This is a genomic window from Ramlibacter alkalitolerans, from assembly GCF_016722765.1.
Taxonomy (GTDB): domain Bacteria; phylum Pseudomonadota; class Gammaproteobacteria; order Burkholderiales; family Burkholderiaceae_C; genus Ramlibacter; species Ramlibacter alkalitolerans.
This window is the reverse complement of the sequence record NZ_JAEQND010000022.1, coordinates 1-20,748: the sequence shown is the minus strand read 5'-3', so window position 1 is coordinate 20,748 and position 20,748 is coordinate 1. Positions and strand designations below refer to the sequence as shown.

30 protein-coding genes are annotated in these 20,748 nt (G+C 61.7%); 19 read left to right on the top strand and 11 right to left on the bottom strand.

Annotated features, from left to right (window positions below; genetic code table 11):
- Positions 1–33: 33 nt before the first annotated feature.
- The 3 genes from JI746_RS26820 (at position 34) to JI746_RS26810 (ending at position 1,150) form a co-directional block, all read left to right on the top strand.
- Positions 34–294 carry a hypothetical protein gene (locus JI746_RS26820; protein ID WP_201693388.1) on the top strand — a complete coding sequence of 87 codons (261 nt, stop codon included), beginning with the start codon at positions 34–36 and terminating at the stop codon, positions 292–294.
- A 203-nt stretch (positions 295–497) separates the two neighbouring features.
- A complete protein-coding gene (locus JI746_RS26815; RefSeq protein ID WP_201693387.1) occupies positions 498–719 on the top strand; it encodes a hypothetical protein in 222 nt (73 codons plus the stop codon).
- Positions 720–784: 65 nt separating this feature from the next.
- Positions 785–1,150: a hypothetical protein gene (locus JI746_RS26810; protein ID WP_201693386.1), complete on the top strand. Its 366-nt coding sequence runs from the start codon at positions 785–787 to the stop codon at positions 1,148–1,150.
- Between the two features lie 183 nt (positions 1,151–1,333).
- Here JI746_RS26810 and JI746_RS26805 read toward each other — a convergent pair whose 3' ends face one another.
- The 5 genes from JI746_RS26805 to JI746_RS26785 all read right to left on the bottom strand — a co-directional run bounded on the left by JI746_RS26805 (position 1,334) and on the right by JI746_RS26785 (position 6,543).
- Complete coding sequence (locus JI746_RS26805; protein ID WP_201693385.1) at positions 1,334–2,017, bottom strand: helix-turn-helix domain-containing protein; 684 nt, start codon at positions 2,015–2,017, stop codon at positions 1,334–1,336.
- A gap of 164 nt (positions 2,018–2,181) precedes the next feature.
- Entirely contained in the window at positions 2,182–2,643 is a 462-nt protein-coding gene (locus tag JI746_RS26800; protein ID WP_201693384.1) for a Mov34/MPN/PAD-1 family protein, read from the bottom strand.
- Positions 2,640–4,403, bottom strand: a complete 1,764-nt coding sequence (locus tag JI746_RS28405) for a ThiF family adenylyltransferase (RefSeq protein ID WP_408004130.1) — start codon at positions 4,401–4,403, stop codon at positions 2,640–2,642. Before JI746_RS28405 ends, JI746_RS26800 begins: the two co-directional genes overlap by 4 nt.
- Entirely contained in the window at positions 4,396–5,436 is a 1,041-nt protein-coding gene (locus JI746_RS26790; RefSeq protein WP_201693382.1) for a cyclic GMP-AMP synthase DncV-like nucleotidyltransferase, read from the bottom strand. The genes JI746_RS28405 and JI746_RS26790 overlap by 8 nt, the downstream gene beginning before the upstream one ends.
- Positions 5,437–5,448: 12 nt before the next feature.
- Positions 5,449–6,543: a CBASS cGAMP-activated phospholipase gene (locus tag JI746_RS26785; protein WP_201693381.1), complete on the bottom strand. Its 1,095-nt coding sequence runs from the start codon at positions 6,541–6,543 to the stop codon at positions 5,449–5,451.
- Between the two features lie 219 nt (positions 6,544–6,762).
- Between JI746_RS26785 and JI746_RS26780 the strand changes: the two genes are divergently transcribed.
- The 8 genes from JI746_RS26780 to JI746_RS26745 all read left to right on the top strand — a co-directional run bounded on the left by JI746_RS26780 (position 6,763) and on the right by JI746_RS26745 (position 10,983).
- Positions 6,763–7,347 (top strand): LexA family protein, encoded by a 585-nt coding sequence (locus tag JI746_RS26780; RefSeq protein WP_201693380.1) that lies wholly within the window; start codon positions 6,763–6,765, stop codon positions 7,345–7,347.
- 11 nt (positions 7,348–7,358) lie between these two features.
- Positions 7,359–7,727: a hypothetical protein gene (locus JI746_RS26775; protein ID WP_201693379.1), complete on the top strand. Its 369-nt coding sequence runs from the start codon at positions 7,359–7,361 to the stop codon at positions 7,725–7,727.
- A gap of 76 nt (positions 7,728–7,803) precedes the next feature.
- The gene (locus JI746_RS26770) at positions 7,804–8,103 is read left to right on the top strand and encodes a hypothetical protein (protein WP_201693378.1); all 300 of its coding nucleotides are present in this window, start codon (positions 7,804–7,806) and stop codon (positions 8,101–8,103) included.
- Positions 8,103–8,804 carry a hypothetical protein gene (locus JI746_RS26765; protein ID WP_201693377.1) on the top strand — a complete coding sequence of 234 codons (702 nt, stop codon included), beginning with the start codon at positions 8,103–8,105 and terminating at the stop codon, positions 8,802–8,804. The genes JI746_RS26770 and JI746_RS26765 overlap by 1 nt, the downstream gene beginning before the upstream one ends.
- Before the next feature lies 1 nt (position 8,805).
- Entirely contained in the window at positions 8,806–10,017 is a 1,212-nt protein-coding gene (locus tag JI746_RS26760; protein ID WP_201693376.1) for an IS1595 family transposase, read from the top strand.
- A gap of 24 nt (positions 10,018–10,041) precedes the next feature.
- Complete coding sequence (locus JI746_RS26755; RefSeq protein WP_330893091.1) at positions 10,042–10,332, top strand: BPSL0761 family protein; 291 nt, start codon at positions 10,042–10,044, stop codon at positions 10,330–10,332.
- Between the two features lies 1 nt (position 10,333).
- On the top strand, positions 10,334–10,678 hold the full coding sequence (locus JI746_RS26750) for a hypothetical protein (protein WP_201693374.1): 345 nt from the start codon (positions 10,334–10,336) through the stop codon (positions 10,676–10,678).
- A gap of 113 nt (positions 10,679–10,791) precedes the next feature.
- On the top strand, positions 10,792–10,983 hold the full coding sequence (locus tag JI746_RS26745) for a hypothetical protein (RefSeq protein WP_201693373.1): 192 nt from the start codon (positions 10,792–10,794) through the stop codon (positions 10,981–10,983).
- 150 nt (positions 10,984–11,133) lie between these two features.
- Here the strand turns inward: JI746_RS26745 and JI746_RS26740 are convergent, their stop codons facing one another.
- On the bottom strand, positions 11,134–11,517 hold the full coding sequence (locus JI746_RS26740; protein ID WP_201693372.1) for a hypothetical protein: 384 nt from the start codon (positions 11,515–11,517) through the stop codon (positions 11,134–11,136).
- Between the two features lie 263 nt (positions 11,518–11,780).
- Here JI746_RS26740 and JI746_RS26735 point away from each other — a divergent pair, with 263 nt between their 5' ends.
- Positions 11,781–12,428 carry a hypothetical protein gene (locus tag JI746_RS26735; RefSeq protein WP_201693371.1) on the top strand — a complete coding sequence of 216 codons (648 nt, stop codon included), beginning with the start codon at positions 11,781–11,783 and terminating at the stop codon, positions 12,426–12,428.
- Here the strand turns inward: JI746_RS26735 and JI746_RS26730 are convergent.
- The 3 genes from JI746_RS26730 to JI746_RS26720 are packed head-to-tail and all read right to left on the bottom strand — an operon-like array spanning position 12,389 to position 13,903.
- The gene (locus JI746_RS26730) at positions 12,389–12,796 is read right to left on the bottom strand and encodes a hypothetical protein (protein ID WP_201693370.1); all 408 of its coding nucleotides are present in this window, start codon (positions 12,794–12,796) and stop codon (positions 12,389–12,391) included. The genes JI746_RS26735 and JI746_RS26730 overlap by 40 nt on opposite strands.
- Positions 12,796–13,287: a hypothetical protein gene (locus JI746_RS26725; protein WP_201693369.1), complete on the bottom strand. Its 492-nt coding sequence runs from the start codon at positions 13,285–13,287 to the stop codon at positions 12,796–12,798. Before JI746_RS26725 ends, JI746_RS26730 begins: the two co-directional genes overlap by 1 nt.
- On the bottom strand, positions 13,256–13,903 hold the full coding sequence (locus JI746_RS26720; protein ID WP_201693368.1) for a hypothetical protein: 648 nt from the start codon (positions 13,901–13,903) through the stop codon (positions 13,256–13,258). The genes JI746_RS26725 and JI746_RS26720 overlap by 32 nt, the downstream gene beginning before the upstream one ends.
- A gap of 146 nt (positions 13,904–14,049) precedes the next feature.
- Here JI746_RS26720 and JI746_RS26715 point away from each other — a divergent pair, with 146 nt between their 5' ends.
- The 4 genes from JI746_RS26715 to JI746_RS26700 all read left to right on the top strand — a co-directional run bounded on the left by JI746_RS26715 (position 14,050) and on the right by JI746_RS26700 (position 15,870).
- Positions 14,050–14,403 carry a hypothetical protein gene (locus tag JI746_RS26715; RefSeq protein ID WP_201693367.1) on the top strand — a complete coding sequence of 118 codons (354 nt, stop codon included), beginning with the start codon at positions 14,050–14,052 and terminating at the stop codon, positions 14,401–14,403.
- Positions 14,404–14,489: 86 nt separating this feature from the next.
- The gene (locus tag JI746_RS26710) at positions 14,490–14,942 is read left to right on the top strand and encodes a hypothetical protein (RefSeq protein ID WP_201693366.1); all 453 of its coding nucleotides are present in this window, start codon (positions 14,490–14,492) and stop codon (positions 14,940–14,942) included.
- Entirely contained in the window at positions 14,939–15,121 is a 183-nt protein-coding gene (locus JI746_RS26705) for a hypothetical protein (RefSeq protein ID WP_201693365.1), read from the top strand. The genes JI746_RS26710 and JI746_RS26705 overlap by 4 nt, the downstream gene beginning before the upstream one ends.
- A gap of 332 nt (positions 15,122–15,453) precedes the next feature.
- Entirely contained in the window at positions 15,454–15,870 is a 417-nt protein-coding gene (locus JI746_RS26700) for an antirestriction protein (protein ID WP_201693364.1), read from the top strand.
- 8 nt (positions 15,871–15,878) lie between these two features.
- Here JI746_RS26700 and JI746_RS26695 read toward each other — a convergent pair whose 3' ends face one another.
- Both JI746_RS26695 and JI746_RS26690 read right to left on the bottom strand, forming a co-directional pair.
- Positions 15,879–16,151, bottom strand: a complete 273-nt coding sequence (locus tag JI746_RS26695) for a hypothetical protein (protein WP_201693363.1) — start codon at positions 16,149–16,151, stop codon at positions 15,879–15,881.
- A gap of 4 nt (positions 16,152–16,155) precedes the next feature.
- On the bottom strand, positions 16,156–16,905 hold the full coding sequence (locus JI746_RS26690; RefSeq protein ID WP_201693362.1) for a hypothetical protein: 750 nt from the start codon (positions 16,903–16,905) through the stop codon (positions 16,156–16,158).
- Positions 16,906–17,307: 402 nt separating this feature from the next.
- Here JI746_RS26690 and JI746_RS26685 point away from each other — a divergent pair, with 402 nt between their 5' ends.
- The 3 genes from JI746_RS26685 to JI746_RS26675 all read left to right on the top strand — a co-directional run bounded on the left by JI746_RS26685 (position 17,308) and on the right by JI746_RS26675 (position 20,650).
- Positions 17,308–17,631, top strand: coding sequence for a PriCT-2 domain-containing protein (locus JI746_RS26685; RefSeq protein WP_201693361.1), 324 nt, complete (start codon positions 17,308–17,310; stop codon positions 17,629–17,631).
- A 259-nt stretch (positions 17,632–17,890) separates the two neighbouring features.
- Complete coding sequence (locus JI746_RS26680; RefSeq protein ID WP_201693360.1) at positions 17,891–19,075, top strand: VapE domain-containing protein; 1,185 nt, start codon at positions 17,891–17,893, stop codon at positions 19,073–19,075.
- A 429-nt stretch (positions 19,076–19,504) separates the two neighbouring features.
- The gene (locus tag JI746_RS26675) at positions 19,505–20,650 is read left to right on the top strand and encodes a site-specific integrase (RefSeq protein ID WP_201693359.1); all 1,146 of its coding nucleotides are present in this window, start codon (positions 19,505–19,507) and stop codon (positions 20,648–20,650) included.
- Positions 20,651–20,748: the final 98 nt, after the last annotated feature.

The window sequence follows — 20,748 nt, the reverse complement described above, 5'->3', positions numbered from 1 at the left end:
GCGCCTCCACAATCTCAATACAGAGGAGAAGGTATGAAGTTGCTGTTTCCCGTGCTCGCCGTCGCCTTTTTGGCAGCGGCTTGCACCAAGAAGCAAGAGGTCGTGTTCGAAGCGACCTCAGTGCGCTGGCGTGGGATGATCGGCACTACTGAAGACGAGTGCAAGAAGGCCAGTCGGTCCATCCAACAATATCTCGGTGATGGCTGGCGGATCGTCTCCTCATCACCCAAGGAACTCGTCGTCAACCACGGCGAGGGGCGGTGTATAGGGACGGAGTACGTCATTGAGAAGTAGCGACACGTAGGTGTCATACCAGGCGGATCCAGCCTCGCAAGTCAGACCAGAAGGCAGACTATTCCAGACCGGACATCAAAGGAGCGATGCCTCGCGTGAATGGCGTCGCTGATAGCCACGCTTCCTCCGGGGCGCGCCCGGATTCGCTGGGACCGGCGCCTGCGATGACCATCCCCCCACCCCTTCCGAAACTCTACATACGGATGGCCGACAAGCCCCACCCGGCTAACGGCACTCCGCCGCGCACAGGATTTCACATGATTTGGATGAGCCTGCTGGCGCTCGTCATGAGCGCTGGCTTGATAAAACTTGGCTTCGCCTCCGCAATGGTGGGCGTGCTTTCCGCCGCTTTGGTCGGCGCCATTGCTGTCATCGCGGCGCTCGGCGCTGCTGTCGCCTGGCTCTCTTTCAAGCGCCAACGATAAGCCGAATCTTCCTTTCACCTCGAGCCCCTGGAGCAATTCAGGGGCTTTTTTCATTGGAGACCAATATGCATGTCCTGCGTGACGCTGCGTCCATTCGAGGCGCGGTCACTCAGTTTCCGGCAGTCGCTCCATTCATTGAACGCAGGCTCGACGAACTTGCGGAGTACAGCGACTACGAACTGCACGAATTGCTCAACATCGTCGTGGTGGAGGTGACCGACTCGCTGAGAGAACTGGACGATGTCCTAGGGTTCGCCGCAGAAGACCGGACCGCAGACGCCATAGACATCCATCCCGGTTGGTACGAGTTGACGTACGTGCTGGGCGACGACGGCTTCGGTTTGGTGCTCTATGTGCCAGATACGGTCGGGATCGATCCCCGTCTGTTGGAGCTCTGTTCGACACCGGTGACGGGGAGGGCGCAACGGTGACGGTTCGACATCTCACGAGAGCCACCTTCGGGTGGCTTTCCTACTTCTGGAGGGTGTTATGCAGCAGGTGACCAAAGTTCAATGGTGACAAGGACTTAGCCGCGGCCGGAGCTCGAAAAGCGGGAAATTAGAGGCACCTCGCGCGCAGAGGCTGGAATATGCGTTTTCCAGCCCCTCCGAGGGCTAGCCGAAGCGGACTTGCCGCTGCACGGCGAAACTCTCCGGCACCGCGTCCTTCGGGAACGCCACCACATAGACGATGTCCATGCGCACGCCGGCGGCGGGCGGTTCGGCCCTCAGCACCGCGGCCCGCGTCGCGGCGACCAGGCAGACGCCTTCGCTTGCCAGGGTGGCCAGGTACCCGTCCATTTCCTCGTGTACCGCGAGCCGGTCTGTGGCGGAGTACAGCTCGCTGCAATCCGCGAAGTCCTTGCAGTAGTCCGACAGGCTCGCGAAGGCCTCCTCCGCCGCGCCCGAGAGGTGTACGCCTTCGCTGAACATCCAGGCGTTTGCGCCGGCGGCGAGCGTGGCCAGCGCCTTTCCGGACTCGACGCGCGCGGCCTTCAGAGTCATGTGCTCCTTTTCGAATCGCTCCTTCGCCGCAGCTGCCTCCTCGGCCGTCGGGATGCCATAGGGCTTGTTGAAGGCGTCGATGTCTTCAAATCCGAACGCGGATGCCAAGGCCCGGCGGGTGTCCACCGAGGACGGGGCACCTTCTTCGACCCGCTGAACCGTACGCGCGCTGAGGCCGGAAATCTCCGCCAGCTGCTCCTGAGACCAACCCCGCGTGTCCCGGAACACTCGGACGATGCCGGCGAGTTCGTGGGGCGTCAGGTTGCGAGGCTTCTGTTCCGTAGCGGTGGTCATCGTTCAAGGCTCCATCGGTGTTGGGATGGAGGCAGTGTGTTGGCCCGGCTTCGGTTAGACCACGACAGCAGGACGACAGTCAAGCAACAAGCTGGCGGCTCCAAGTGCAAATGGGCCGCCTGCGACCCTCTTTCAGCCTCGTGACGTCAATCGCTGGCGCTCGGTCAGGGGACGGGCTTTAGCTGCGTAACGGCACCAGTTGCGACCGCTCCAACATACAGTCCGTCAGGGAACTCACTCTGCCCGACGATGACTAGCAGCATCACTTCGAGTTCATGCACTGACTGTCGAAACACTTCTTGCATCTTCACCGTGTCTGGGCGTGAGGGGGTGGGGCGGGCCTCTGGATGCGTGTGCCAGTCACCGATGTAATGGAGCCCCTGGTCGAACAGTGCTTTGATGTCCCGGCGCTCAGCCTCACGGTCCGGCCAGAACGAGAACCGAGAGCGTTTGCTCTTTCCCCTGGTCAAGGTTGCGCAATCCACCAGCACTCGCTGCTGTTCAAAACGAGCGAACAGTTGCCCGCCAGTTTCGCGCGACAAGCACGAGCGTTGCCTGTGAGTGCCCAGTGTCTCCAGACAAGACTCACTGAATACATAGGGCGTGCCCTGGAAGACGAAATTCATGGTGTCGGCGGGACCGGCAAGTCGAACCGCCTGTTGTATCCGAGGTTGGCGAGCCGACCGTGCCAAGCCGGATGGATTTGCAGCCCGTTCCCCCCGAAGGACTCCGCGCTGCCGACCCATACCCGATGGGTCGAGACCGTTGCTCTCCCTGCAAGCGCATCCAACACCAATTCGCCAGTGAGCACCACCGTGGACAAAGACGCCAAGGAGGAATATGGCTGGTAGAACGCCCCGCACGAGGGTTCTTTCGGAGGGGGCGGTGCGGAGAGCAAATCACTTACGGGTTCGAGCATGCGGCCGGCGCTGTCGGTCAAGCCGCGCAGTCGGCTACTGCCGGCCAGGTGCAGCACAGCGTGCCCGGCAACTGCGAACGGCTCCAGCCAGCAAAACACTGTCGCTGGCACCTCGCCGGCTGCGACTAGCTCATCGAGGTGCTGGTTGCTTGCCGCGTCGCCCGTGGCCGACACCCAGAGGTCTGCGGAGTCGACTTCTGCCCAATCGTCTGCTTTCAAGCTGTCCCAGGGTGCAACGTAGGTCTTTACGGAGATGTCGGGGAAGGAAGCTCGGATGACGGCGGCGAGCTCCTGAGCCTTCCACTTGCCTACGGAACGCCCGTCGAGCACGTGCCTGCCCACGTTCTGCCAAGTGAAGACATCATCGTCTACCAAGCTGAGCCGTCCTACTCCCGCCTGAGCAAGCTGCAGAGCGAGCTGACCGCCAAGCGCCCCGCACCCAACCACCACCACGTGCGATTTCTGGAGCGACGCAGGGATTTGCCCTGCTGTGCGGTCCACGAGGAAGTCTCGGTAGACGGGGACCACGCGAACGTGGGCAAACCTTCCGCCGGCGGCCGCCAACGCGGTTCCGCGCGCACTCCCGCGCCGGCTCGGAACATGCCGGAAGCCCGGTACGCCGTTGTGCTTGGCGCCGGGCATGCGTACGCTTCCCGGTGGCGGTAGGAGGCCTCCAAGAAGCACGTCTTTGCCTGCGTGGGGATAAACAATCAGCACTGGCAGGGACTGCTTGGCTGACCACCTCCCAAGCGCACTCGATACCAGGGCGGCGGCACCGCTTGCATCCGCGAACTTCAGCAGGTCAGCGGCGCTCAGTGGATAGTCTCGAGGGTGCAGAGGCGCGCCCACTCGGATGACCACGCACGGCTCAGTTGCACCACCTTGCCGGCCAGACCAACGCAGCCACGTCATCAACTGGTCGCGCGTAGGTCCGACTACCCAGTCTTCCCCGTGCCTGCTAGCAAACCAGAGCGAGTGCTCGTTTGGAGCAGGTGCGGCGAGCCACACTTCGCTCCGCGACGGCTCCACGAGCGTCCAGTAGCTGTGCGCCTCCGAGTAGAAGTCGTCGTCATTCGCCCCGGTCCGCCCGCCCGACATCACGGCCTCGGCGTCGGCTACCAGCTGCTCAATATGTTCTACCCCCACTGGCATCGCGTAAGCGGTGCCAGTGGGGGTAAGGCACAGATGCCCATCGGCTTCGAGATGGGGATACGAAACGCCTCCAGTTGCTTCTGGCAGCGCAACCAACGGGAGGGACCAGGGCGTGCGCTCATCCAAGAGGATGAGCAAGTCGTGGGGTGGCTCCTGGATTGCGCCAGGCAGCCGCCAGCCCGCCACGAGTTTCGGGCGCTTAGGAAAGCGTGCCGTGAGCGCCTGAGCGCTGAGCTCCACGGCGCCAGCCCAGCGCGCGGCGATGTCGTGGCGAAGTCTGTCGAGAGCCTGCTCTCTCAGCAGGGTGCTAGGCATACTGGCCGGTACCGCCCCTCTTGTCGATGGGAGTCTTCGGCTGCGGAGGTACTCCACCTTTCCCGCCGCCCCCGCCACCATCCCCATTCTCAATCTCGTCGATGCGGCCGTTCCAGAAGTCGGAGTTGAACACGGTCTTCAGTGCTTTCAGGGCCATGAGCTCGTCGCAATCGGCTCGTTCCAACTTCGAGAGCTCGTTGATTGCCGGCGTGAGCTGCTCCACCAGGTTGCTCACGTGAGTGCGCGTCCGGTCGTTCGTGATTTCGTCGCGCGGCGAAACCGGACGGTACACGTGCGTGGAGCCCTGGCACCGCCCGCAAATGCCCCGCATCACGTGCAAGAGCGCGGTGTCGTCGCGGTCCAGCCAGCCACCAACGGGGAACTGCTCATCCGACAGCACGGTCAAGACGAACCCGCTCGGGAGAGTCCAAGTCAACCGGCTCTTAGACCAGAACTTGAGCAGCCGGACGATGCGTCGCAGCTGGCGGCCGTCGGCCTTATCAGGACTCTTATCGCCTACCTGGTCCTGGAACCACTTTGTGATGTCTTCCGGAGCAGAGTCGGTCCATTCCGTCGAAGCGAGCTGCTTCTTGGTGACCCCGTTCTCTTCCCAGCATCGGTACACGGGAATGTCGACGTGGAAGCCATCGTTGTAGAAGACGCGAACGCAGTTCTTCCGCACCTCCGGGTCGGTTTTGAAGCCCGCGTTGAGGCTGACCGCCTTGCGCACCATCTCCTTCGCGTCAGCCGGAGTCTTGTCTCCGCCCTTGGGTCCTTTGAGCGACTCTTTCGTGAACACTGCTCCGTCGTCGATGTCCGACGCTTCGGAAGCAGACTGAATCATGGTCTCCATTGCATAGGAGCCCTGCGACACAAACTCGGAAGGCTTGGGCTCGCCCTGCTTCTCCAGCCCACTCCGAAGTCGGTCGCGGTTGGCGTTACGGCGGTTCATGGCCGTGTCGAGCACGGCCTGTCCCACGCGCACGCGGTCCTTAAAAAATGCCAGCAGGTGGTCGTTCGCGTTGTATGCCATCGTTCATCCTCCTCATTTAGCTTGTGCAAGGCCAGAAAAGACGTCGAGCACCATGGACCTCTCTGGGCTGAGAGTGGTGTTCGTCAAGACGCTGGAGTTCTTGTCGGTAGCCCGTTGCGCCAACATCTCGAGCAGGCGCAGCGATTTGTCATCTACAGCGTCGAGCGCCAGGTGCCTGCTCTCCTCGTCAGACGTGTCCGGCTCCTCCATGCGAAACATCGTCACGCGCCCGGACATCGCTTTGGCCATCGTCTTCGCGAGGTATGGGGTCGCGAACGCCTGCGCCTCCAGCGAGGCGCTCACGATGTCGGCACCGCCCTTCCAGCCCCAGATGCCGCGGCTGGCGTCTTTGTCGCTCAATGGCTGGGACTGCGCACCACTGCAGGTGCCGACGGAGACGATTTGAATATCTCGGTCGGCGGCCACCTCCAATGCCTCTGTGACAGCCACCATGACGGGGTCATTCGCCCAGAGCCCTCCATCCACGAAGGAGTGCACCGCCTTGCTTCCAGGATTCGGAGATGGGATTCGGTGCAGCGGAAAATAGATGGGCGCAGCGGCCGACGCCATGCACACGTCAACCAACCGGTAGTTGTTGTCGCGAGTGAGCCGTCGTGCGTGCGGCGTCTTGAAGACCCACGCGCGGCCGGTTTCCGCGTCGACCGACGGCACGCACAAGGCGACTTTTCGGCGCTCGTAAACCTGGCCAAGAGTCTCGTCTTTGAGAACTGCGGTCAGCGCAGTCCGCAGGGCGTCGCTCCGATTTGCCGGCCCTGTGACGTTCTTCAAGGTCCAGAGCAGCCGTTGCAAGCCTGAGAAGCAGCCGCCCTTTAAAGGCATGGGACGTTGGAAGATGTGGCGCGACTCCCGTCGGTACATCTCAACGACGTCTTCCAGCGGGAGGCCGGCCGCGAGAGCCACGGCAATGATGGAGCCAGTACTGGTACCAACAATGAGGTCGAACTTGGCGCCGAGGTCGAGACGCTCCTCGGGCGCGCCGGGGGTCAGTCGCGCGATGCGCACCGTCAGTTGCTGCAGGAGCGCGGCACTGTACAGGCCACGGATTCCGCCGCCATCCAGACTCAAAACTCGAAACGGTTTACTCATTAGTCCCTCGGTGCGTCATTCTTGTTTAGCTGTGCAGTTTTAGATTCTGACTGCGGGGCGCTTTGCAAGCCGGCGACTCAAAAATGGAAGAGCGACCCAGACATCAGCGGCCGTTGCAGTACTTGATTTAGTTAAGGGGACGCGCCTGCGCCTATTTTGCATGGCAACCTGTATGGCCGTACAGTATTTCCGACGAGCAAACATTCGCCGGAGAAGACAATGCCCGAGACCGACGTGCAGCACCTTGAGAGGCTGCGGACCTACTGGAAGCGCCACCATGCCTTCCCGTCGATGGCCAAGCTGTGCGAAGTGGTGGGCCTCTCCTCCACGGCCAGCGTCTTCGACCTTGTCTCCCGCCTGAAGAACGCCGGCTTCGTCCAGCGCGTCGAGGGCCGCATCGCCCCCACCAAACGCTTCTTCGGCCGGCCGCTGGTGGGAAGCGTCCGCGCTGGCCTGCCCCAGCCCCGCCAAGACGAGGACGACTTCGAGGTGCTCACCCTCGACGACTATTTGGTGCCAGACCCGAACCGGACGTTCCTGGCCAGGGTCAAGGGCGATTCCATGCGGGACGCGGCGCTCATGGACGGCGACCTGGTGGTGGTCCAGAAGAACTGCCCGACCAAGGTGGGCGACATCGTCGTGGCGGTGGTCGACGGCCAGGTCACGGTGAAGCACCTGCGGCAGGAGCCCGGCGGCCGCTTCTACCTGCAGGCCGCCAACCCCGACTACGCCGACATCTTCCCGGACGGCGACCTGGAAATCCTGGGCGTCGTGGTCGGCCAGTGCCGTACGTATCGGCGCTGAGGGAGCACCCCATGTTCATCTGGCCAATTCAAAGCGTCGAAGACCGCCCCGACGTGACGCTTACCGACTGGGCAGCGTTCGAGGTGCCGCTGAACGGGCCCAACGAGGCTTGGACGCGTCACCTTGCAGGCTGGTCCTGCGAGGACCGACACGGGCAGGTCTGCTCCGCCATCGAGAGCTTTGACCCGACAACGGGGCAATGCCTCACCTCCAGCGGGCGGGTCTACCGCCTCACCGGGCGGCCAGGGATGAATGGCGACGCCCAGTACGTCTGGAACCGATGGAAGCGAATCGCCGGCGTCGAGAGCGAACGCGATGTCACCCGCGAAGTGCTGCTGGCCATGAAGGCGGACCAGAACCCACAGACCCCCGCAGGCTGAAAAGCATGTCTTCCAGACTAAACCGTGTCCTAAAACGGGAAGGTCCTTAGACACACGCATAGGTCAAAGGACACGAATGAGAGCCAAGGTCATCACCATGCGCAAGGGCGGGCGCAATCTGCACCGCGACGAGCTGTCGCAGCTGCCGCCAATCGTGGGCGAGTTGCGAATCAAGGAGGAGCACGACCGAGCCCTCCACCGCCATCTCGTGCGCGCCCGCCTCTTGGACATCAGCAAAGGGACGGAGCACGACCTCCTTCCAAGCCTGACCGACGCTCGGCTCATTCAGGCCGTCGACGGCAAGATGACCCTCATCGGCACCGAGCGCGTCGACCATGCGGAGTTCGGCCAGACTTGGGCGGTGGAGCTGACCTGATGCTCAAGGTCTACATCCACTCCGGCACTCTCGACACGCGCTGCGTGGGAAACCAGTTGGCAGTTCTGGACATCGCATACGCCAAGCGTGGCCACCTGGCCGACTACATCGTTGCCATGAGCATCAAGGGCGCCGGCGAGGTGAAGCCCGACGTCATAGCCCGCTACCCGCGCTGGGCGACCAGCCTCTGGGACCTTGTTGCCCGCGCTATCACCCGCGTTCTGTACCGCGCAGACCAGCCGCCTCCCGCGGGCGTACCTGACCGCCGCTGCGCCTATGCCACCAAGCTATGTGTCGTCGTGGAGCGCGCCACGCTGGACGACCAAGGCATGGTGCTGGCCACCGGCGAAATCGTGCAGATGGAGGGCAAGCGTGGTCATTACGTCGTGAACCTCGAGGAGGACATCCTCGGCCGGCACAGCGCCACCTTCACCTACGGAAAGAAGTCCCTTCAGCACGCCGACCTAGTCCTGCGCGCTTTGTGCTGGGCGCTCTACCAGCGGGACACCATCGGCAAGAAGCCTGCGCTGCTCGTGCCGCCCACGATGACCGTGGACGGCAAGGAGCGCTTCCACATCGAATCGCTGCCCCAGCCGGCGCGCACGGGCTTCGACCGCTTCCGTGCTCCCCTTGGGTCAGCCGAGCCGCCGGACCCGATGCCGCTCATCGACGACTACGTCAAGTTCCTGGTGGCCGGCTGACATGGCTGACGCCGCCGCATTCAAGCCCCTGCCGCTGCGCAAACACACCGGCACAGCACACCGCCGTCTCCGGCCGGAGTTCAGCGACTTCGGCTTGGAAGACTTGGAGAAGCTCACCGAGCTGCAGGCGGTCGAACTGCTGGCAAAGCACTTCTGGGGCTCCGCCACGGAGATGCCGTGTCCGCACTGCGGGACCATCGACACCCACTACTGGCGCCGGCGCGAAATGCGCTGGAAGTGCAAGTGCTGCGACAAGACCTTCTCCGTCACCTCGGGCACCCCGTTCGCCGGGCACAAGCTGCCGCTGCTCAAGATTCTGAAAATCACGGTGTCGTGGATTAACGGGGCTTCCGGCAAACCGGCGCTGCAGCTGATGCGGGACTGGCGAGTGGCGTACGGCACGGCGTTCACCATCTGCCATCGCTTGCGAGAGTCGCTCGTCCGGGGCCACAACACGGGAATCGTATGCGGCGTTCACGAGATGGACGGTCTGGACGTGCTCGGGCGCAACCATGCTGCGAAGCGGGGAAAGCCGCAGGTCGTGAAGTCGACGGGCAAGAAAGAGTTTCCGAAGCACCTGCTCAAGGACGAACAGGCCGCAGGCTTCGTCGGGCCGGCGAAGCCGCCGAAGTGGGACAAGAAGGCAAACCAGCACCCGGACCGGCGCATCCTGCTGGTGACGCGCCTGCGAGGCCGCAGCAAAGGCATGGGCGCTGTGGCTACGTTCGTGGCCGTTGCCATCACCGAGTCCGCCAAAGCGGTGTTCACCCTCGCGAGACGGCATGCCTCTGCGGAGTCAGCCATCATGAGCGACGAAGACCCCTCGTATGCGGCCTTCGGGAGCTACTTCGCCGCGCACGAAACAGTCAACCACTCGGAGACGTTCAGCCGAGACGGTCGCATCAGCAACAACCTAGCCGAGAGCTTCAACATGCGGATGAAGCGGCTGATTCGCGGCGTCTACCTGAACGTGAGCCAGAAGTACCTGGCGGACTACGGCTGCGAGGCTGCTTGGCGGGAGGACGTTCGCGAGTTGCCCACGTCGAGAAAGCTGGGCCACCTTCTTAGCATGGTCGGACGCGTTGGCGTGTCCCTCTGGTGGTGCGGCTTCTCACACGGGCAGCACCGCGGGCACGAACTCACCGTGGACGGTGAGCTGCCCGCGAAGGCGCGTGGTCGCCGCAAGGGTCAGCAGCCGAAGCCACCCCGATAGCCAGCAGTCATCACTGGAGCCGTTGTGAACAGCACGCCGTACCTTCGAACGAGAGCATTGGTGCAAGCCAAGGAGCTGCTCCAAGCCTTGGCGGACCCAGAGGTGTCGCCCGATGTCCCCGAACGGGTGCGCGCGCAGGCCGCCTTGGTGCTGGTTCACTACCCCAAGCTCTTGGAACTGCAGCTGGTGCACGAAACGTTGCCCGAGCTGCTCGGTCCAGCGCCGCCCTTCTCGCGCCTGCGTGGCAACCCTCAAACGGACGCAGTGCTGGACGCAAGCCTTCCGCCTGGCGCGGCCACGGGCAAAGGAGACTGATATGGCTTGGCGCATTGAACGAATCGAACAGGAGCCCACCAAGACGCTTGACGCCTGGATGGTGCTCGAAGTGCCGCTGGACGGTCCAGAGCAGCCCTGGACAAGGCACCTGGTGGGTTTTCGGCTCGAGGGCACCAAGGGCCAGGTCAGTGCACCCGTGGAGGTGTTTGACCCCGCCACGCGGCGCGCCGTCACGCGAAGCGGCACGGTCTACGAACTAGGTGAAAGGCCAGGAGTGAACGCAGATGCATTCGCCGTGTGGGGGCAGTGGAAGCACCGGTTCGGCATTCGTGAGGAGCGCGACGTCACGATGCTCGTGGAGGCACTTTTGGCTGTCGTCCATTAGGTCGGCGGTGTGCGTGGCTGTGTCGAATACGGCTGACAGCTAGCGTCTGCCGCCTTCCGCTGCCCAGGGAAAGGCAGCGCAGCAGACTGGAACTTTCAACCAAGGAGAACCAGATGCCAACACCGAACGATGACCGTAGCCGCTCGAAGGACCCGATGCAGGACGACTTCCGGGACGCGAGCAACAACCGCAGCAAGCAGATTGGCGAGGAGAGTCAGAAGCAAGGCCAGCAGGAGCAAGGCGGCCAGGCACAGGGCGCTGGTTCCGGGCCCGGGCAAGGCACAGGCGCTGGCCAGAAGAAGTAGCGCCCGGAGGCCTGCGGCTCACGCCCACTGGAGCCGCTAGGCGCATGCCAACATCAGTAGGCGCTACACGCCGCGTCGCGGCGGCCCTAACTTGCCGAGGTTGGATGAAAGCAGCTTCCCGGATGCAGGTCCTGCAGCGGAGTTGCGCCTTCAGCGGCCTCGGAGTTCTTTCCAGAACGCATTGAAGGCAGTGGGCGCGAACGGGCAACTCGTTGTGGGCGCGAAGGGGTGCAGCGCCGCGTACCGACCGTCGACAAGCTCGCCGAAAGGTCCGATGCCTTTCGCCCGTATGACGTTCGTCTGACCGTAAACGGTGCCATCTTGCGCATCGACCGTCCGGTACCGAGACAGGTTGTACGCCGAGTGTGACTCGAACGATTCGTCGGTACGGACCTTCGCACCAGGGGGTACCCGCTTGAACACTTCATAGCCAGGAAGCCGGCTGCAGGCGAGCCGAGCCTCCACGATATTTGGCGCGTCCACCGCAAATGGACCAAGTGTCAGCACAATGGCCGACAGCACTGCGGCAAGCACCGGCCTCTTCAGACCACGCCTCCTCGCAACGCAAAACACTAGGCGCGGCACAACCAAGGCTGTTACTGCCAAGTACGCGAGAACAAGAACTCCGAACACTGAATCTCCCGGTGCTTACGAGCCGTATAGCCAGGCAAGTGGCTGGCCGGCCCTGACTCGGAATGATTGGCAGCGTGGACTCCGCTACACGCTGCATGCCCCGCGCCGCGGCGGCCCTCACTCCCTGGCAGCCTGTCTTGAAAACACGTTCTATCGTCACTCTCGTGACAGCCATCGCTCTTGCCGCATTCGGTGCTTCAAAGCTCATGCCCGTCGCACGAGTGCATCCGGTCGCGGCCCAGGCCGGACTAGACCTAAGCATTGAAGACGCCGTCGCGACAGAACTCGCCAAAACGTTGAAATCAATTTTTGACCGAGGCCTGCTTGCCAACCCAGACGAGCTCAAGAAGGCGTTGGGTGCAACTGTGGTCCCGCCGTACGGTGGTCACCATGTCCCGAGAGCTTCCCAAACCCCTCAGATGGAGGCAGAGCTGGCGCGAGCTAGACAGAATCATCAAGTGATTCGCTGGACCACTCGAGACATCGCCGCAGTCGATGGTGCAGTGCTACTGTGGAAGAAGGACGCCTCTGATTTCAGTGACTCCCCGGAGCGCATCAACTACCGGTTGTATCTGCCAACGCACTGGGTGGGGCGTTGCTTAAGAATCGAGCCGCTGGTCAAGGCCTTCGCGGACAAGAACCCGCAACCTGGCAGCCGTGTCGACATTCCTAATCAGGACACACTCAACGTGGTTAACTGGCACTTCTCCGGGGAAAACGGAGCGGCCAGCTGGCTGCTCGAGCTTGGTGCCCTTAAGCCTCAGAACTGCGTTCACGACATCGGCCTTACTCTGTCCGTCAAGCAAAGATAGACGCCATCTGTGCTGCCCTTCGGGTTGCGTTTTTCTGCGGAGGCGGCTTGTAGCACTGACGGCGTCATACTGCCGAAGTAGCGCCCCACCGTCCCTGCCGTCGCCTTCCTCCCGTACGCCCGCATCCAGGCGTACGTAGCTCCAATGTCTTCGGGGTTCAGCTCCGGGTCGTAGCGCCGAATGACGGTGCACAGCGCCTCCCTCAGGCGCAACAGCTCCTCCCTCCGCACGGCCGCCGCAGCCTGCCGGTCCTTCCGCAGGCGCTGAAGGCTATCCAGAAACGCCAGCTCTCCGTTCACCTCGGCGAGGCTGCCAGCCAGCTTGTTGAGCGCAGTCTGGGTGCGCGTACGGGTCATGGTGAGCGCCATCAGCTGGCCTCCTGGTCGGCCGCCGCCCGCAGTTGCTCCACCGCCGGCGCTTGCCACTTCCAGCGCCACAGGCCCGGCGAGCTCGTCGACTCAGGGTTGTGCTGGCGCTCGACCAAGTCCTGCGACAGTAGCTTCCGCAGGGCGCGCCCGAGTGTGTTCTTCCGATATGCGTCGCGCTGGATGTACGTCGGGAACGTGAGGTCGAATTCCTGCTCTGCCAAGGCGACCATGCTCCGGGTGTCGACCCAATGCGGCGCGGCGGCCTGCAGCAGCCCTCGGAGCCAGTCCACCAGGAAGCCGCGGCCACCGTAGGCCCGGTGCACGCGGACGGCCGGTACGAACCGCTGCAGCTGCTCGATGCCCATGACTGCCCCGACCTGCGTCAACGAGTCCCGCACACCTTCCAGGTGCGCTTTGCGGGCAGCCAGTTCGCCGAGCGTCGCCTCGATGCGCTCGAGCTCACCCAACACGGCTGCCAGTTCGTTGGCCACCCACTTCAGCTCCGGCGATGTCCGAGTTCTGACCGTCATAGGCCAGCGCATCTGCTAAGAACTGGGAGACGTCTGGCGCCTGGCTTCGCCAGAGCCACTTGCCCTCTCGCCCGCCGGCTGTTCCATGCACCGGGGTGACGAGACCCGCGTCCCGGGCCTTCTGCAGCACGCGGCGGACGATGCGAGTGGCTGCGTCTCGCTCCTCTGGCGAGGTCATCGGCCAGGCGAAGGCCGCTGCTGCGGGTGCAACCAACGTCATCGTGCCAACAGACTCGGGGGCCGCGTCTTGCAGCAGTCCCAACACCAGCTCCTTCACTGCCCCGCGCGACCGCAGCGGACTGGACCAGGCCCGGACCGAGTTGATGGTGGCCGGGTTCACGTCCGGCCGGGTGGCGCCCACCACCAGGTCGATTGCTGCCAGCTCTTGCCGATGGAGCTCGACGGAGCGGAGTTGCGCTTCCAGCTGCGCTCGTCTGCCGTTCAGACGGGCTTCGCTGGCTGCCACGAGGACACCGAGCGCCTGGATGTTTCGCTCGGCGCACTCCACTGCACCGCGGAGCGCGGCATGCTCGTTGAGCAAGAACTTGAGGTCTGACGAGGTGCGGGTGCGGGCCACTTTGGGGGTGCATGCGTGAACGGTACCCACGTGAAGCGACCCCGCCAAAGGAAAAGCCGCCCTCCGATTACGAAGGACGGCTTACTTTGGGGGTTGCCGGTCAGGTCTTGGTCACCTGCTGCATAACACCCCTTCTGGAGCCCTGAATGACGCCGGTGCACCCTATCGTGGAGGCGCTGCTGTGCCGACTGGACGACAACTTGCGCGAAGCCTTCGAAGAGCGAGCGGGGATCCTTCAGTTTGAAGCCGGCCATCCACGTGATCTCGCCGAAGCGTTGGCGATGCTGGAGGTGATCCGCACGAACCCCTTGGCAGTGTCGGGGGTCACCCATCTTAGAGCCCGGATCGAGGGTAGCGAAGCGTCAGTCCTGGCGGTCAATGCGGCCTCGGCGCGGGATCGGATTACCTTGATCGAAGGCCTGCCCTCTGACTCCGTGAGCCTCGCTGACGCCGTCAAGGAAATCGGTTCGATGGGCGTTCTTCGCCCGCTCCCCTCCTGACTCGATTTGCGGAGGAATTGCCATCTTATGTGAAAGCCGGCATTCAACTCTGCCACCAGTTCAACACTTCACGAAAAGGAAAACCCATGCAAGAAATCGAAGGCGATCAGTTGTCTGAAGCGATCGAGCCAACGGTCGAATACGAGGGAGAGTGCCCGTCCATCAGTGGTCGCAGCACGCTCACGTTCCAGATCGGCAGAAACCCGACGGACACGACCGGCGAACGGCTCTTTCGCATCTCTGATAACACCGGCAAGGGGATGTGGTGCAAGGGCTGGGCAGCTGTGTCCGAAATCGACGCCTTGCTCTCGAAGACGGAGGACATCTCCGCTCGCACCTTCAACGACGTGCACCCGGGCAAGTCGATCAACACCGGCGGCTTCATCCTGGCCGTCCTCAAGAATCTGGATGTCGTCAAGCCGAAAGAAGAGAGCCGATGCCATGAGCGGGTACCCGGTGCAAGCCTGCAGCAGGCGATCGCGTTCAAGCTCAAGGAAGTAGCGGCGCTGGACAAGCACCGCAAGACCAAGGCTGGATGACGTTGATCTCTTTCACCGCCGCCCTCGTCGTCACCGCTGCTCTGGGTGTCGCGTTTAGAGCCACTCGCGGGATCGGGATCGGAGCTGTAGCGGCTCTGTGCTTTCTCTATCCCTGGCTCTCTGTCGTCGTTCTGATCCTCGCCGGCGCGCTCGCCTTCTACCTACTCGGCGGACGCTGATCTAGGCACCTTCCAACGCTTTCCCCTGGGGCGGTCCTTCCACACGCGAGGGGCTGCCCCTTTTTCTTTGTCCCTCACCCCGAAAGGATCTCATGTGCGCTCTCTTCATGCCGTCGTGGAAGCTGTACTTGCTCACCTCGATGCGGACCTACCGGAAGAAGCTATCCCGTCTGCCCTCCTTGCTGAAGCCGAATTCCTCTGCCGATCGCCGGAAGCGGACGAACAGCGACTCGTACTGACCGAGTAGGTCGATCACATCTCCTCCTCCACGCCCTCGGCACGTGTTCGCTCAGGCGGATGCGGCCGGGGGCTCCCTCCTTCATTTTTTTTCCATGACTACTTCATCGCACCTCACATCTCGCCGCCTGTCCGAGCACGAGCGGATCGGTCACACCGCCGGACTTTTCGGTATTCGGTACCTCTGGGTCGAGTCGTACGCGTTCGATACCGCGTCAAGTCTTTGTCCCGAGTACGACGGCGGCCTCTGGGACTTTTACGTCATCTCGAACGGCGGCTTCTACATCGTTCCGGCGGAAGGCGCTGCGTTCCAGGTGGTGTGCGCCAACGGGTTCGAGGGGAAGCTTTCGGCCGAAGCCTTCGGAATCACGGTCTGCCTGTACGCGTATTCGCTGCTGTCCTTCTCACCCGATGCGGACTTCGCCGAGAAGTGCGCCACGCACTATCACCTACTGCGCCACTACATGCTCAGCCACTCAGAGGCGCCGCGAATCCTGGCAGCCATCGATTGAGGTACAGCTCAGCGTCGCCGAACTCTTCGTGTCTTGTGGCCCACCGTGATCGTTGTGCCGTCAGTCGTGACCACCTTGTACGCGTCCATCCACTCGTGAAGCCGAGCGATAGGACGGTGGCCAAAATCCCGCTCCATCTGCCGGATGCCCCTCTTGTCTAGGTACACGACGATAGCGCCGTGGCCGTCGTATTCCTCGCGCCCATACAAATCCAAAAATTGATCAATCAGCGGTGGAATGCCACGTTGCTGGGCTCGGGTGGCAGCATGTTTCGTGTTCATGTTCTCACCCCAGTTCAGCCAAGACCGCGTCGAGCGATGCCTGAAGCCTCCGCTCCTCTGGGTGACCCGGAATGCGCGATTCAGGGAAATAGCAATTAAGTCCTGCCAAGCTGTTTCCCTGTACCTTCTGCTCGAGAACCGTTCCGTAAATACTGGCCGGCGGCATCGGATTGTCGGCCATATCGCGGAGAACCTTGACGGTGATGCCGGATTCCGGTTCGTAGTAGTCCTGCAAGTCGGCGGCATCTGTGCAAAGGTCGAGCCCTGCACGAATGGCCCAGAAGGGGTCGATGTCTGGTTCGAGCGGGTAAAAGCCGTTAGTGAAGAACGGCCCGTCATGCTTGTATTCGCTCCACACCTCTCGGCGCCAATCCACGTCCAGGAAGTCAAACAGCAATTGGTCAATAGCTCGAGGTGGCGCAGCGAGCAGCAGGAAAAGTCTATTGAAGAACGCATCGCGGACGATTCGCTTCTTCTTGCACACCTCGTTGAGCGATCTCATCAGATCCGCGGGCAGAGCCAAGCTCATCAGCTTACGCGGCAGGGTTTCAAGTTGAGCCGCAACATAGGCCTGCGCAGTGACGGAGTTTGGAAGCACGACTTCAGCATCCAAGCAAGGTACCTCGAGGGCGAGAACTCTCGCCAAGTACGCGTCTCGGCGAAGGCAGGCTCGTTCCATCTTTTGATCTAGCTTGGTGATGAGGGGCTCCCATACCTTCACGGAGATCTTTTGGTTGCTTGCGAGGTTGGCCATGCCATGTACTCCTGAACGAGACTGAAGCATAGCGCCATTATGCGGAAAGTGGAGTAAAGAATATTCTTTATGTAACTGTACGTGTCATCTTTATCGCTTTTCGTAATGAAAAAATGATCTTTGAAGGGTCGTTGCCTTAACCCTGAGCTCACAACGAGCGGGGGTCACCGTTTCGACCAATTGATAAGGAAAGCTCATGTACCCAGAGCCTCTGCAACCCGAACCAGACAACCTGCCCAGTCGGCGCTACCCGGGGCCATCCCCCCACGACGACGTGGAGGCCGACCTGCGTCAGTGGCTGCGACATCCGCAACGCCGGACCTCCGAACCGCTGCGGCGTTTCCGCGACGTGGCGCCCGCGACTCCCACAAGCTGCCAAGCGTATTGCCCGGAGGGCCCCCGATGACCGCGAGCGGGACACTGGAACTGATCAGGGCTGCCCTCGCGCACCTCAACCCGGAGTGCACGTATGCCAGACGGCTACGCATCGGAGGCGCCATATTTCACATCACCCGCGGCGGCATTGAAGGCTTGGATCTTTTCGACTCTTGGAGCAAGAAGAGCAAGAAGTACGTCGGCGAGAAACGCATGGTTCAGCGCTGGGGCTACTACGACCTACGGCATCCGAACCCGTGCACGATGGCGACGCTCCGGCGATTTGTCGAGGAAGAGGGGACGCCATGGGAGCAAGTCACTCATGAAGCCGCAGGGGGAGCCAGCGAATGATTAATCTTCTGCGCCGGCATGAGGCACCGAGGCGGTGCATTCTAGAAAGCACCCCATGAGCATCCCAGCGTGCGAACTGACGACCTTAGAACGGGGAGAGGGAAGGGAGGAGCCAACACTTTTGAATCAACCTCTACTGTCGGTGCCAACGGGGCTCCATCTTCACCGCGCAACCTCCTCCGTCCCCCTGCGCACCTTCCAGGCACGGCGTCTGCAGCGAGACGAGTTCCCAGACACGCCAATTCGAGACTCGGGCGACTTGCCCGCGACCATCACGAACACCGCGCATCTGCTGAATCTCCATGGAATTATTGTTCGGTACAACGTCATCAAGAAGAAAACAGAAATCCTGCTTCCGACGGAGGCTGAATGCACGACGGACAATGCGGACAATGTAGCGCTGACACACATCATCAGCGCGGCGGCACTCAATAATCTCCCTACAGGCCAAATTCCTGCGTACGTGGAAGCAATTGCGGACGCGACGCCCTACAACCCGGTGGCAGAGTGGATCAAAAGCCGAGATTGGGATGGACTGGATCGGCTGAAGGATCTCTACGCCACCATAGAAACCCGGGAAGATTTTCCGGATGGCCTGAAGCAGGTGCTGCTGAGGAGATGGCTCCTAAGCGCTGTTGCCGCAGCTCTTATGCCGCGAGGATTTAAGGCTCGTGGAGTATTGACAATTCAGGGTGGGCAGGGAATTGGCAAGACCACTTGGATTCGCAGCCTAATCAATCATGACTTGCTTCGCGAAACCGCGATCAAAGTGGATCACCATCTGGATGCCAGCAACAAAGACACGATTCTCGGCGCGATCGCCCACTGGATCGTGGAAATCGGAGAACTGGATAGCACATTCCGTAAAGATGTTGCTCGCCTTAAAGGCTTTCTCACGAGCGATCAGGACAAACTCCGGAGGCCCTACGCTCGGGGGGAGTCCGAGTACGCCCGAAGGACAGTTTTCGCGGCCACCGTGAACGAAACCAATTTCTTGGTGGATCTCACAGGGAACACTCGCTGGTGGACTCTTCCTGCGGTCAAGATCGACCATCAGCACCGAATAGATATGCAGCAGGTGTATGCCCAGCTAGCAGTCGACTTCGCGAAAGGCGAGCAGTGGTGGTTGACATCCGCCGAGGAAGTGCAGTTGGAGGAGTGCAATCGCGCGCACCTGAACGTGAGTGCCCTGCGCGAGGAGATGTTGAATGCCATCAACACGGAAGGGTCGGCCAAGCCGACCGACCCGTATATGGGGCCCTCGGACGTCCTGAAGCATCTCGGTCACGAAAAGCCTACGAACGCGCAAGCGAAGGAATGCGCAGCTTTGTTGCGGGAGTTTTTTGGCGAGGCAAAGAGAGTCAAGGGTTACAACAAGTGGAGGGTCCCGTTCAGGGAAGCTCGCCAGCGCGAGGTCCAAGGTCAGGTCACAGAATTGCCTTGACGACGGCGCCTCACCCCGCCGCCCCCTGCCGCCCCCTTCACTGCACCGCAAAGGGCAGCCGCGACATCAACTTACGCTGAGGGTGGAGGAGGGGGTAGCAGAAGGACTATGTAGGGATTTCAAAGTCGAATGCACTCGACCTTTGGGAGTCCCGGAGGGGTCCGATGCGCCCGCCCATCACCCTCCCCCCACCTCGGCCACCAGAGCCCCCACGTGCGGTCAAACGCGAGCGCGGGGTGCTCCCCCCTCGCACCTGCTGTGAGGCGCCTGTGAACCGCAGTAAGCGCATGTCGACGTTGGCGAAATGGCTGCAATGCAGTCCGTCAGTGTCCCAAGTCGCTGCGGAATTCCCGCGGTCCTCTCTTCCCTCGCTTTCAATTCGCTTCCCTTGCGACGCAAGGTCTGTCAACCTCATACCAGAAAACTCACATGGCGATAGTCAATCTCACCCCTGCCTTCATTGAGGCAAAAGCCGTATGCCCTGCGAACTTGAAGAAAATTGAATTCTGCGACGCTACGGTCCAAGGACTCCTTTTGGAATGCCGATCGGCAATGGGCGCTCTGCCCACTTGGTATTGGCGTTACAAGCCCAACGGAAAGACGAAGTACGAGCGTCTCGGCACCACAACTGAACTGACACTAGATCAAGCCCGCAAAAGGGTGATGCTCTTGAAGGCGCAAGAGGCAATTGCTCCGCGCTCAGCCTCGATGCCATCTGAAACGCCTGCGTGCATGACGCTGAATGATTTTTGGGATCTGCACGTGCTGCCGCGATTCAAAAGCAAAAAACGCTCGTGGTCGCGCGACGTTCAACTTTATAAGCGAATTCGCCCGCGGTTCGGCAACAAGCCATTGACTGAAATCCGGCGGTTGGAGGTGGATCAATTTTTACGTGATCTCGTCGACGCAGGGCTAAGCTTTGCCACTGCAAATCATCACGGCCAGCTCTTGCGCCGCATCCTCAATCTCGCTGTGACAGGAGAGGTAATTCCAAAGAATGTGCTGCAGCGTTTAGAGCTGTTCCACCTCGCGAACGGTAGGGAGGTGTTCCTCAACGAGGAGCAAGTCGCTCGCTTCACTGAAGCCGTCGGCAATGCGGAGAATCGGCGTGTGGCGCTGATCCTGCTGTTCCTGCTGAGCACGGGTGCCAGGCTGCGCGAAGCGCTAGATGCGGAGTGGGGCCAATTTGACCGCGACAAAAACATCTGGCGCGTACCAGCGACAAACGCGAAGGCCAATCGCGTCATCCAACGCCACCTCGGCCCCAGCGCTCTGTGGGTGCTGGACGAGATCGGCACGGAGGGCGTGTCTAAATACGTATTTCCTTCGCCCGCAACTGGCAAGCCGTACACCACCATCACTCGCGCCTGGTACTGCCTTCGCAGGAAGGCCGGTTTGCCGGACAACGTGCGCATCCATGACCTTCGCCACACGGCTGCCTCGCGCGTCGCCTGCGAAACGGGCTCGCTGGTCGCCGTCAAGCATCAGCTCGGACATGCGGACGTGCGCATGGCTAATCGATATGCGCACCTCACCGACAAGACGGTGCAGGTGTCAGGCGACACCAGAAACTGACCCCTTGACGACACGAGGAATTGACCCCCTTCGTGCAAGGAGGTCAGCGTGGAAGAGCTACTTAGGCAAAGTGTCTGGTCCGAGGAACTGCCGAGGGG